General features: G+C 41.1%; 6 protein-coding genes. 5 read left to right on the top strand and 1 reads right to left on the bottom strand.

Annotated elements, in window-relative coordinates:
- The first annotated feature begins 44 nt into the window (after positions 1–44).
- From IPJ16_10120 to IPJ16_10130, 3 genes are all read left to right on the top strand, one after another.
- Entirely contained in the window at positions 45–2,804 is a 2,760-nt protein-coding gene (locus tag IPJ16_10120; protein MBK7627527.1) for a tail fiber domain-containing protein, read from the top strand.
- A gap of 344 nt (positions 2,805–3,148) precedes the next feature.
- The gene (locus IPJ16_10125) at positions 3,149–5,881 is read left to right on the top strand and encodes a tail fiber domain-containing protein (GenBank protein ID MBK7627528.1); all 2,733 of its coding nucleotides are present in this window, start codon (positions 3,149–3,151) and stop codon (positions 5,879–5,881) included.
- A gap of 278 nt (positions 5,882–6,159) precedes the next feature.
- Positions 6,160–8,433, top strand: a complete 2,274-nt coding sequence (locus IPJ16_10130; protein ID MBK7627529.1) for a tail fiber domain-containing protein — start codon at positions 6,160–6,162, stop codon at positions 8,431–8,433.
- 149 nt (positions 8,434–8,582) lie between these two features.
- Here the strand turns inward: IPJ16_10130 and mnmA are convergent, their stop codons facing one another.
- Positions 8,583–9,797: a tRNA 2-thiouridine(34) synthase MnmA gene (gene mnmA / locus IPJ16_10135; GenBank protein MBK7627530.1), complete on the bottom strand. Its 1,215-nt coding sequence runs from the start codon at positions 9,795–9,797 to the stop codon at positions 8,583–8,585.
- Positions 9,798–9,857: 60 nt separating this feature from the next.
- On the opposite strand from mnmA, the gene IPJ16_10140 reads away from it, so the two are divergent.
- Positions 9,858–13,052, top strand: a complete 3,195-nt coding sequence (locus IPJ16_10140) for a UvrD-helicase domain-containing protein (protein MBK7627531.1) — start codon at positions 9,858–9,860, stop codon at positions 13,050–13,052.
- Entirely contained in the window at positions 13,053–14,027 is a 975-nt protein-coding gene (locus IPJ16_10145) for a TIGR01212 family radical SAM protein (GenBank protein ID MBK7627532.1), read from the top strand.
- Positions 14,028–14,085: the final 58 nt, after the last annotated feature.

The raw sequence follows: 14,085 nt of genomic DNA on the forward strand, positions 1-14,085 counted from the left end.
TTAGTAGAACTTTTGATTCGCAGGTATAATTCAAATTTCTGCATATGAAAACAAAACTTCTGCTCCCCGCACTTTTATCTTATTCTTCAGACAAAGCATTTTCTTTTCTTCGTTTTACTTTTGTCTTTTGCCTTTTGTCCTTTGTCTTTCTTAACTTGTCATCCCAGGTTCCTGAAGGCTTTAATTATCAGGCCATAGCGACCTATTCAGGAAGTCCGGTCACAACAGCTATCACTGTCCGGATTACCATACAGGAACTGGAAACTGGAGGAGAGACTTTCTGGATTGAAGATCACCTCGGTGTTATACCCAATTCTCAGGGATTGTTCAATATTGTAATAGGAACAGGCACAAAGGTAACAGGTTCAACAGCAGCTTCATTCGCTGATATCGACTGGAGTGTTTCACCAAAGTATCTGAAAACAGATATCGACTATCTGGGATGGAAACCAATGGGAGTGTCCAAGTTGCAATCGGTACCTTACTCTATGGTTGCAGAAAAAATTGTTAATCCCGTTAATAAAATAGGAATTAAGGGAACTACTACCAATATGGAGGAGGCTTTATTTGAGGTTAGAAATTCGACGGGTCAGATTGTCTTTGCTGTTTATAATGAGGGAGTAAGAATATATGTTGATGATGGATCAAAGGGATCTAAAGGAGGATTTGCCATAGGGGGATTTGATGTTGAAGAAAAAGGATTAGTGCCCGGACCGGAATTATTGGTTGTTGATCCGACCAAAATCAGAATGTATATTGACCAGGCTGCAGCTGTTAAATCGCCAAAAGGAGGTTTCGCGATAGGAGGATTTGATGCAGCAAAAGGGTATCCTATACAGACTTATATGAGAATTACTAATGATTCGACCAAGTTTTTTATTAATGATGATCCGGCAACTAAAGGTCCGAAGGGCGGTTTTGCCATTGGGGGTTTTGATGAAGCTAAAGGAGTTAAGAATTTCTTCAATGTTGAGAGTCCGTTAGCGACTCCAAGTGTAATTAATCCTTCTGAAAACAGAATACTGTTTCACCCCTTAAAGAATGCATTCCTCGTTGGGAAAGTCTTAATAACAGACATAGCAAATGTTGGTGAAAACTCATTCGTTTCAGGTTTTGAATCTAAAGCAAAGGGAATGTATTCACAATCATTAGGTTACAAAACAGTTGCGCTTGGAGATTATTCTTCGGCGATCGGGAAAAATGCAGAAGCAAATGCCAATAATTCATTTGCTTTTGGAGATGGTGCAAAAGTTGATGCGGCAGCCGTTAACAGTTTCTCTCTTGGTCAGGGTGCATGGGCAAAAGCCACTTCATCTTATGCAATCGGTAATGCTGCAATCACAGATGCTACAGCCAGTAATAGTTTTGCTTTTGGTCAGGGAGCCAATACAATAGGAACTAACAGCTTCGCATTTGGAAATCTGGCGAAAGCTGAAGGGAATAATTCTTTTGCCTTAGGAGGCTATGCAAAAGGATTAAATAGTCGATCATTCGGAGGAACTGCTGAGGGTGAAAGTTCTATTAGTTCAGGTAGTGCCAGCCAGGCAAATGGAAAATATTCTATTGCAATGGGCGAGAGTGTCAAAGCTGATAAGGCTAATGCTATTGCTATAGGGTCACCTTTTTACCATCCACTTGTTCCACGTCCGCCATTACCTTCCATTCCCGCCTACTATACATATACTGAAGCCCTTGGTGAGAGTTCAATTGCAATTGGATCTGGGGTAACTGCAGCAGCGGATAGAGCCATTTCTATTGGATGGGAATCTCAGGCAAATGCATTTGCTTCAATCGCTTTAGGAACAGGTGTTGTTTCCAATTCTACTTATGGAATTGCGATAGGATTCGGTAATACAGGAAGAGGAAACCCATTGTTAGCATCAGATACTGATCCTTTATTTGAGGTTGGAAATAGTCTTTATGTAGGTGTACCTCATAATTCCTTTACAATACTTAAGAATGGTAATACTGGAATAAATACAGACCTTCCTACGCAAACATTAGATGTTCGCGGACCGGTTAGGATTGTGAATGGTGGCTCTTATGATGTATGGATACAGGGTGGAGAGGCTACCTGGGGTGACGATAGGAACCTGGCTATGGTAGCTTTTAATGATGCTACTTTTGATAAATTAATACTTAATCACCAGGCAGAGTATGCTAACGGTACTGAAGTCCATGGCGTATTTACGGTTTATGGTGATGAGGGCGCTGGCTCAAGTTCTGTATTTCCGGGATTAACTGTATTTAAGGACATTTCAGGAGAACCAGCAGTTAAAATTGTAAATTTAGCTAATACAAATACTGCTGATGGACTCACTATTCAGGCAGGCCAGACAACCTTTGTAACACCAGGTGCAAAGTTAATAAGATTTCTACGGAATGATGGTGTTGAAATAGGGTATATAAAACAGAGTGCTTCTACTGCAGTCCAATATTACACACCTTCTGATCTGAGGATAAAGGAAAATTTAGTAAGTACAGAACTTGGACTCTCTGACCTGATGAAAATTCAAGTCAAAGATTTTAACTTTATTGATGATATCAATAAAACAAAAGCTACAGGTTTCATAGCTCAGGATCTTTACAATATTTTTCCTGATGCAGTAAGTAAACCATTAGTAGATGATGAATTGTGGCAGGTAGATTATGGTAGAGTAACTCCATTGATCGTTAAATCTGTTCAGGATCAGCAGTATATGATCGAATCTGTAATAAGGGAAAACCAATTATTAAAATCTGAACTTCAGAATTTAAAATCTGAACTCGAACAGATTAAAGCCCTGCTTCAGAATCAGGAATAACATAATTTAGTTTTGTCTGACTTTCAGGGGTTGCTTCGGCACTGCGTGCCTCGCAATGACACGAAAATTTGATTATTTGGTCATTAAGCCAGGACAGTTATGATTGCGTTAACGGTCATTGCGAGGAGAGAAGCGACGAAGCAATCCTTCTGTCCCAAACCAAACCTGCAAAGAAAAACGGTCATTAGGAAGAGCTAAGCGATGAAGCAACCCTTTGGTCCTAAACCATTCCTGCAAAAAACTTGTTATAAATCTCCATTTATTTTATCTTGCCATATAAATTCTTTTTCAGACGAATACTGTTGCTGTCCTTATGCATGTATTTTCATCTAATTCCTATAACTATGAAAGCAAAATACTTTCTGACTGTACTCTTGTCTTTCTCTTTTTATCTTTTGTCTTCCCAGGTACCTGAAGGCTTTAATTATCAGGCCATAGCGACCTATTCAGGAAGTCCTGTTACAACAGCTATCACTGTCCGTATTACAATTCAGGAATTGGAAACAGGTGGAGTGACTTACTGGATTGAAGATCACCTCGGTGTTATACCTAATTCCCAGGGATTGTTCAATATTATTGTCGGAACAGGAAGTAAGGTAACTGGTTCAACAGCCGCCGCATTCGCTGATATTGACTGGAGTGTATCGACAAAGTATCTGAAGACCGACATAGACTACCTCGGATGGAAACCTATGGGTGTATCTAAGTTGCAATCAGTACCCTATTCAATGGTTGCAAAAGACCTTGTAAACCCGGTTGATAAGCTTGGAATAAAGGGTGTGACAACCAATATGGAAGAGGCTCTGTTTGAAGTTAAAAATAAGGATGGTCAGACTGTGTTTGCAGTCTACAATGAGGGAGTCAGGATATATGTTGATGACGGTTCAAAGGGCTCAAAGGGTGGTTTTGCAATCGGGGGGTTTGATGTGGAAGGAAAAGGATTAGTCCCGGGACCAGAATTATTGGTTGTAGATCCGACTAAAATCAGAATGTATATCGACAAGGCCGCTGCTGTAAAATCACCAAAAGGAGGATTTGCTATCGGTGGATTTGGAGAAGCAAAGGGCGATGAACAGACCTATATGAGGATTACAAATGATTCAACAAAGTTTTTTATTAATGATGATCCTTTAGGCAAGGGGCCGAAGGGAGGTTTTGCCATTGGAGGTTTTGATGAAGCAAAAGGAGTTAAGAACTTCTTCAATGTTGAGAGTCCGTTAGCGACACCAGCCATTATTAATCCATCTCAGAACAGAATATTATTTCATCCTCTGAAGAACGCATTTCTGGTTGGCAGGGTCTTAATTACTGATGTAAATAATGTTGGAGAAAACTCATTTGTGTCTGGCTATGAATCAATTGCAAAAGGAAATTTCTCACAGGCACTGGGTTATAAGGCAAAAACAGCTGGAGAGGGTTCAACAGCAATTGGGAATGATGCATACGCACAGGGAAAAAACTCATTTGCTTTTGGTGACTCAGCATTTGTATTAGCTGACGATGCTTATGCTATCGGAGCGGGGGCCCTGGCTACAGGAAGAGGATCGTTTGCAATTGGTTCAAAAGATAAACTGTTTGGAGATAATTTTGAGTTGTCAACTTCCGCAACCGGACTTCTGTCTATGGCAATAGGGTTAGATGCTGATGCCGAGGGATCGGAATCATTCGCAGCCGGAATTGGTGTAAAAGCAACAGGAATTGGTTCAATTGCTCTTGGCCGGTCTGCCATGGCAAGTGGTGATTTTTCAATGGCACTGCAGGGCACGGCAAGCGGAATGGGGTCTATTTCTATCGGAGGAGGGACTGCTACTGGTTTAAATTCTTTAATTATAGGACTGGGAACCTCAAGTGGTTGGAGCTCGGCGGTTATCGGTAACGGAGAAGCTTCAGAAGAATATTCAATTGCTCTTGGAAATAGTGCAACGGCTACAGGAAAGTTTGCTATAGCAGCCGGACTTGAAACAACGGCTCAGGCTGCAGGAAGTTTTGTAATAGGTTCATATAATGTTATTTCAGGCAACAATACTACTTTAATAAACACTGATCCGGTATTTGTAATTGGAAACGGGACTTATGTAACACCTTCAAATGCATTTACCGTTCTGAGAAACGGAAAAACAGCAATTGGTCACGATGCACCCACACAGATGCTGGACGTAAACGGGCAGGTAAGGATCAGAGGCGGAAACCCTGTTGCAGGTAAAGTCTTAACTACTTCAGGGACTGACGGAACGGCTACATGGGAAAATATAGTAATAGGTGCCCATAATCATAGTACAGCAGATTTAACATCAGGAACCTTGACTGTTGCCAGGGGAGGAACCGGTGATAATAGTTTGACAGCAAATAAAGTCCTGGTTGGAAACGGGACCTCTGCATTATTACAGCCTACTAATCTTCATTGGGATAATACGAACTCCAGTCTTGGGATTGGAACAGCTTCACCTGGTACATACAAACTTAGTGTAACATCCTCGCTTGGTGGATTAACATCAGCCACCGGTAATTTTGAAAATACAAATACAACAAACGGGATTGCACTAAAGGCAACAACAAATTCTTCTGATGGCACAGCCCTTTTTATTCAACAGGGCACAGGATATTCCTTAAGGTGTGATGGTTATGATCCTTCTTGGTTTGTGGCGATGGCAGTAAAAGGAAGAAATGTTGGGATAGGTACATCATCACCAGGACAAAGACTTGACATTATCGGAGGTTATGGACGTGTTGAAACAGGGTACAGTTGGTTAACCAATTCAGATATCAGGTATAAAAAGAATATTTCAACACTTACAAGTTCTCTCGAAATGGTTATGAATCTTCGCGGAGTAAGATTTGATCTCATTGATGATGAAGATATTGTCAAAGGTTCGGGAAAGTACATAGGTTTTATTGCTCAGGAGCTTGAAACAATGTATCCTGAATTTGTGGTAACAGAGTCAAATGGCTATAAGTCAGTTGCATACGATAAAATGAGTGCAGTGCTTGTTGAAGCTGTTAAAGAACAGCAAAGTCAGATTGAAGCCCTAAAGGCTGAACTCCAACAGATCAAAGCCCTGCTTCAAAATCAGGACTAATGTAATTTAGTTTTGACTGACTTTCAGGGGTTGCTTCGGCACTGCGTGCCTCGCAATGACGTGCACATAAGTTTATTTTGTCCTTTTGCCATGACAATTATGAAAACGTTAACGGTCATTGCGAGGAGCTCAGCGACGAAGCTACCCTTGAACCTATAAAAAAAACTTGGTTTAAATTTCCATTTATTTTAACTTTCCAAGCAAATTGCTTGTTTAATACATGTAGAGAATATCATTTTCAAATTTTCAAACTGATTAATTTTCAAATTCTCATACCTATGAAAACTAAACTCCTCTTGACCGTCCTTTTGTCTTTTTCCTTTTATCTTTTGTCTTCTCAGGTCCCTCAGGGCTTTAATTACCAGGCTCTTGCCGGTGATGCATCAGGTAATCCGATAAGGAACACAGTGCTTCAGGTAAAAATAAGCATCCTGTCAGACACTATTGTTCCAAAAATATTGTGGGAAGAGTTACATTCAACAGTAAAAACAAATGCGCATGGGGTATTTTCCCTGGTAGTGGGATCAGGAGTCAGACAAGCGACATCTACTGCACTTACTTTTAAAGCAATTAACTGGTCAACTGCCCAAATGTTCCTCAAGACACAGATCTTTTATCAGAATGCATGGAAGAGCATGGGTAATGCAAAACTATGGAGCGTGCCTTATGCTATGGTGGCTTCAAATTTTTCTGCAAAGGTCGATAAGTTAAAGGTAAGCGGACTGGCCACATCTCCTGATTCAGCACTCTTTGAAGTAAAAAATCTTAATGGACAGACTGTTTTTGCAGTTTACAATGAAGGGGTTAGGGTTTATGTTGATGATGGTATTGCTAAAAGCCCGAAGGGTGGTTTTGCTATCGGCAGTTTCGGAACAGACAAAGGTGTTTCTCAAAACTACCTTACCGTTAATTCTGATAGTGTAAGGGTATATGTCGACAAAAAAACAGGAAAAGCACCCAAAGGAGGGTTTGCCATTGGTGATTTTGGAAGTGCCAAAGGTGCATCCGAGAGCTTTATGCAGCTTACTCCTGATAACTATTTCATTGGACACAACAGTGGTAAAAACATTACTACCGGGAAATTTAATGCCTTCCTGGGATACCGATCAGGTTATAAGAATACTTCAGGATCATCCAATACATTTTTCGGTGATTCAGCCGGACTCAATAATACTTCCGGAATAGAGAATTTATTCATGGGCAAAAATGCCGGACTTGGTAATAAAGATGGCAGCTGGAATGTGTTCCTTGGTAAGGATGCAGGTTATGCCAGTGAAACAAGTGTATCCAATGTTTTCATAGGAAATGAAGCAGGCAGAATGGCAAAGCATACTGCAACAAGCACTGCTTCTTATAATGTTTCAATAGGTACTCTCGCCGGATACTATAATAATGGAAATTTTAATGTTTTTGTCGGACAGGAAGCAGGTTATTCGAATGAAAAAGGAAAGCAGAATGTTTTCATCGGAATGGGTGCCGGATATTACAATGATACAGCAAGTTACAATGTTGCCATAGGCACTGATGCCGGTTATAATAACATGGGAAAAGCAGGTGTCTTCATTGGAAACTTTGCAGGTTATAACAATGTGGGGGCTAACTATAATGTTTTTATTGGTAATAATGCAGGAACAAGCACGAATTCAGGTGATAAAAACGTTATTCTGGGAAGCGATGCCGGTTATGATAATACAACAGGAAGATTCAACACTTTTATAGGTAATCTGAGCGGTTCCTCGAATACCACAGGTGGCTGGAATGTCTATGTGGGCAACAGTGCGGGAGAAACTGCAACCGGAAACTATAATACAGTTATGGGAAATGTTGCAGGACAGGCGGTTACCGGAGATTATAATACAATTTATGGTTTTCAGTCAGGCTACGAGACCACCTCAGGTATTGGAAATGCATTCTTTGGTCATCAGTCAGGTCATGAAAATATTTCCGGTTCTTACAATACATACATCGGACCCAGCGCAGGATATTATAATACTTCAGGTTCAAAAAATGTCATGATCGGATTCGAAGCAGGCGCATATGAATATGGAAGCAACAAACTTGTTATTGCAAATGGCTGGTCATCAACACCAAGCTCATCATCCCTGCTTTATGGCGACTTTTCAACATCCCAGCTCAGGTTAAACGCAAGTGTTGGAATTAATGCTGCTCCATCAACTTTCTATAATCTGTATGTTTCAGGTTTGGTATATGCAACAGGCGATTTTTGGACCGGATCTGATATACGATTAAAGCAAAATGTTAAGTCGATTGATAGAGATGGAGTCATTGATAAGGTGAAAGAAATGGATGTTATAAAATACAATTACAATACAGAAAGTTCAAAGGGTATTCCTTCTGAGGAAAATAAATACATAGGGATTATTGCCCAGGAGATTGAGAAGTCTTTCCCTGAGCTCGTCAGAACCGATGAAAAAGGGTTTAAAGCAGTAAATTATAACGGTTTAACAGCTGTCCTGCTTCAGGCCATAAAAGACCAGCAGAAACAGATTGATTTGCTAAAGGAGGAAGTTGAAATGCTTAAGAAGAAATAGGGGCTCCTCCTGCGCTAAAGCTACGGAGGACGCGGTGGGTGCTGGGTGCTGGGTGGGTGCTGGGTGCTAGTCGCTCAGCGCTCTAATCTCAACGCTCTACGCTCTACGCTTTACGCTATGCTCTGTGCTCTGTGCTCCGTGCCCTGTGCTTACTTATCAATGACCCCCGACCCGATAACCTCATCGCCCTCATACCATGCCGCGAACTGACCGGGGGCAATGCCGCGCTGAAGAGTATCGAATACAATATACATTCCGTTTTCGCGGCAGAAAAGACGTGCTTTCTGCAGTGGCTGACGATACCTTATCCTCACCATGTATTCACGGGTTTCACCCGGATGCATTTGCATATCAGTCCTGATCCAGTGTGTTTCATCTTTTCTTATGAAAAGGCCCTTTCTGTTGAGTCCGGGATGTTCCTGTCCTTCACCTACATATACAATATTATCGGCTACATCAGTGGCAATAACAAACAGAGCTTCCTTATGTCCGCCAACATTCATTCCCTTCCTCTGACCAATTGTAAAAAAATGAGCGCCATTGTGCTGACCGATAACTTTGCCATCTGATCTTACATAACAGGCCGGATCAGTAATATTTGTTAACAATTCATCAGTGACATCATTCTCAATCCCATCAACCTTCGCCCTCCGAAGTTTTAACGAAGGAGGGTCAACTATTTCTATTATATCCCCTTTCTTAGCCTCAAGTTTCTGCTGAAGAAAAGTCGGAAGATGTACCTTACCTACAAAGCAGATCCCCTGGGAATCTTTTCGCTGAGCCGTTGCCAGTCCAAGTTTTTCTGCTATTTCCCTTACTTCAGGTTTTTTAAGATCGCCAACAGGAAAGAGGGCAGTGGAAAGTTGTTCCTGGCTGACCTGGCATAGAAAATAACTCTGATCTTTATTACTGTCTGTTCCTGCAAGCAGTCTGTGAACAAGTGTACCATTAACACTTATTGTTTCCTTTCTGCAGTAATGTCCGGTGGCAACAAAGTCACCGCCAAGTTTTCTGGCTTCCTCAGCAAATGAATCAAATTTTATCTCTCTGTTGCAGAGTACATCAGGATTTGGAGTTCTTCCTTTTTCATATTCTGCAAACATATAGTCGACTACCCTCTGACGGTATGGTTCGCTCAGATCAACCTGATGAAATGGTATTCCGAGCTTTTTGGCTACCATCTCAGCAAACATAAGGTCATCTTCCCAGTGACAATCACTTTGAAGCAAGCCGGTTGTATCGTGCCAGTTCTTCATAAACAGACCTATAACCTCATAGCCCTGATCTTTGAGTACCCACGCTGCTACGCTTGAATCCACACCACCTGAAAGCCCTATGACAACCTTCTTTTTCACTTTGCAAATATAGCAAAAGTTAAGCCCCCTTTAGGGGGTTTGGGGGCAAAAATATCGTAACTTTAGTCCATGGGAAAAGGTACTCTGACCATATACAGCGCATCGGCAGGATCGGGAAAAACATACACACTGACAGGCATTTACCTTTCAGCACTCTTCAAATCGAGATATAATTACCGGAGGATTCTTGCGGTTACTTTTACAAATAAAGCTACCGCTGAAATGAAATCGAGGATACTCGATAATCTTCATAAAATCTCTGCGGGAGAAAAATCAGAATACCTGTCTTCACTGATAGCCGAAACAGGAAAAAGTGAAGAGTTTATCAGAACCGAGGCCAAAGCAATCCTGAATTCAATTCTTCACGATTATTCACGGTTCTCAGTATCTACAATTGATAGTTTTTTTCAAAAAATACTCAGAGCTTTTGCAAGGGAAGCAGGATTGCATTCAGGATTCAATATTGAGCTCGATCACAGTGTAATACTGTCAGCCGCAATTGATGAGATGATTGATTCTGCCAAAGATAACCCGCAGCTGAAGAAGTGGCTGACAAGCTATGCGATGTCAAATATTGATGATGAGAAAAGCTGGAACCTGAAGAATGGTATTACACGGCTTGCAGACGAGCTGTTTAAGGAAAAATTCAAGATCCTTTCTGAGAGCGAAAGATCAAATCTTGAAAACAAGCAGTTCCTGCTCGATTATATTGAAAAGATAAAATCGTTGATTGCATCATTCGAAAAGAAACTTACCGAATCAGGGACTCTTGGTTTGATGATCTATTCGACATTTGAGCTAACAGATGATATGTTTTACCGGAAGGGACAGGGAGTTCCCCGGTTACTGAAGTCCTTTGCCGCAGGGAATATTATTGCGCCAAACAGCTATATCAGGGAAGTTATGTCTGATCCGCCACGATGGTCGACCGGGAAGATGGCGCCGCAGCTTCAGGATGCAATAAGCGATGGCCTGGAAAATATTGTCAGGGAAGCAATAAGCTACTATGATGAGAACATAAAAAAATATAATACTGCCAGTGTTGTACTTAAAAATATTTATGCATTAGGTATACTCTCGGATGTACTGTATTACGTACACAGTATAACGACATCTGAAAACAGCTTTCTTCTTTCGGATGCTGGTGACGTCCTGAATCTTATTACTAAAGGCGACCAGTCTCCCTTTATTTACGAAAAGGCAGGCAACAGATTTGAGAACTTTATGATTGATGAGTTTCAGGATACTTCAATTATTCAATGGAATAATTTCAGACCGCTCATAGAGAACAGTATGGCTGAAGGGTTTGATAATCTTGTGGTTGGCGATGTAAAACAGTCAATTTACCGTTGGCGAAACAGCGACTGGCAGATCCTTGGACGGGTACTGAACAGTCAGGTTGATAATGACAGGTTTCTAAGTAAACCACTGACAACAAATTGGAGAAGCAGTTCAAATATTATCAGTTTCAATAATTCACTGTTTACGATAATACCCCGGCAGGTGGACCAGTCACTTTCTGAAGATAATCTTACTGTAAGTTTTGCTGATCTCTATTCTGAAGCAGTACAGATCGATCCGGGTAAAAAGCCCGGCGGATATGTTCGGCTTGAATTCATTGAGAATGACAAGGAAAAGGAATGGCAGGAGACTGTTCTTGAACGTCTGCCCGGCATAATCAGAACACTTCAGGATAAGGGCTATGGGGCGTCAGATATTGGCATTATTGTAAGGGATGGAAAGGAGGGGGCAAGGGTTCTCAAAACGATCATTAACCACGCAAATAATCTGTCTGACGGGGAAAGAGTTCAGTACAATTTCAGTGTTGTTTCAAATGATTCTCTGCTGCTTTCCAATTCCCACGTTATTAACTTTATCATTTCGGTTCTTACAGTTGTTAATGATCCTTCCGACATGATCAGCAGAGCTGCAATGCTCCGTTTATATCTGATGGCTAAAGGTGATGAAAATGCAGACAAGGCTCCTCTTGTAAGCAATAATCTGATTGAGGATTCACAAAGATTTTTTCCTGAGGATTATGTTATTACTCTTGAAAGAATAAAACAAATGCCTCTTTTTGAGGCCGTTGAGAATATTATCGGCTTCTTTCATCTTGGTGATTATTCCCGGAATGTGGCTTACCTGAATACTTTTCAGGATTATGTTGTTAGTTTTTCAGGAAGCGGAAATTCTGATTTTCATTCTTTCCTCGACTGGTGGGAAACTACCGGAATAAAGAAATCAGTTGTTCTGCCATCGAACCAGGAAGCTATGCGCATACTTACCATTCATAAATCGAAGGGTCTCGAGTTTAAGGTGGTAATTCTTCCATTCCTTTCGTGGAATCTCGATCACATGGCTTCAAATCAGCCTGTTCTGTGGGTAACTCCATCAGAACCGCCATTCAATGAGTTAGGAGTTCTACCTGTTAAATACGGTAAGGATCTGTCCGAGACAATTTTCAGTGATTCTTTCAAAGAAGAAAAACAGTCTGTCTATCTCGACAATATTAACCTATTGTATGTGGCCATGACAAGGGCGATAGATGTTATCTATGGATTTTCGGTAAATAATCCGAGATCTGAGAGTACCGTAGCAGGTATTCTGAAAAATGCTGTCAGTGCTGTTAGCAGCGGAGTGGATTCCGTAATGCCTCTATCAAAGTATTATGATGCTGAAAAAGGTGTGTTTGAATATGGAGAGATTACAGAAAACAGAAGGGCTGATCTTACTCCTGTTAATATTTCTTCTAAGGATTATCATGTTAGTCAGAAAATGGAATCATTAAAACTCAAACTTCATGGCGAAAATTATTTTTCTGGTGATGATGCAGAACTCAGGAAGAAAATTAATTACGGTAAGTTAATGCATGAGGTATTTGAAGGCATAAATACCCCGGATGATCTCCCTCTCGCAATCAGGAAACTCGTTTTGGAAGGAAAACTGCCTGAGGAAGAGTCAGGTAGTCTCGAGAAACGAATCCTTTCCCTGATAAATACACCTGAGGTCTCAGAATGGTTTAATCCGGGAAATGAGGTAATGAATGAAGCTGGTATTCTTTTAAAATCAGGTGATACCAGAAGGCCCGACAGGGTGATTTTTAAGGATGGAAAAGCAACCATAATCGATTTTAAATTCGGAGAGGAGAGTGACCGCTATATTGAACAAGTTGAGCTCTACCGCCGTTTAATAGTTGATATGGGCTATAATAATACCGAAGCTTTTATCTGGTACGTCGACAAAAATAAAATTGTATCTGCTTAAATGTCAGTAATAATCAACGAAAACAGGGTTTTTCCATGGGGGCATGATCGCAGATTCAATGCATATTCAAACTATTTCAGAAGGATCTATGGAGCCAGGGTTCAGAAGGTTTCAATCGATGCCGGGTTTACTTGTCCTAACCGCGATGGTTCGAAAGGGTCTGGAGGTTGTACTTATTGCAATAATGATGCATTCAATCCGTCATATTGCCTGCCTGAGAAATCTGTCTCTCAACAGATTAAAGAGGGAGTAGAGTTTCACAAATGGAGATACAGTGAGGCTGTTTCATATCTTGCTTATTTTCAGGCCTTTTCAAATACTTATGCGCCTGTTGAAACTCTCAGAAATCTATATGAGGAGGCTTTGAATTTTCCTGAAGTTATAGGACTTATTATCGGAACCAGACCAGACTGTATTGATGATGAAAAGCTGGCACTGATAAAAGAGCTCTCTTCCAGTAACTATGTTGCTGTAGAGTACGGAATAGAATCGTGTTACAACAAAACACTGAAAAGGATAAACCGTGGTCATTCATTCGAAGAAGCTGTCGACGCGGTTGAGAGAACAGCTTCTCTTGGAATAAATACTGGTGCTCACTTTATTTTCGGATTGCCCGGCGAAACCAGGGATGAGATGCTTGACCAGGCAGAAATTATTTCACACCTTCCCCTGAAAACGGTTAAGTTTCACCAGCTTCAGATTATCAGGGGTACGGCTATGGAGACGGAATTTCAGCTCAATCCTGCAGATTTTCAGCTGTTTGGATGGGATGAATATCTTGAATTCTTCATACGATTTCTTGAACGACTTAATCCCAACATCGTTGTAGAGCGTTTCACAGGCGAAGCTCCTCCAAGGTTTCTGACAGGAGAGGGGTGGGGCAAGAAGCGTACCGATCAGATTGTCAGTCTTATTGAGAAGAGAATGGAGGATTTGGATACCTGGCAGGGACGACTCTATCAAGACAAAATTTAACTGCCCCCTGCCCGCTCCGCGGCCTTCCCCCTAAAGGGGGATTAATTCCGTAATATAT

Source organism: Bacteroidales bacterium (genome assembly GCA_016709865.1).
Classification (GTDB): domain Bacteria; phylum Bacteroidota; class Bacteroidia; order Bacteroidales; family VadinHA17; genus LD21.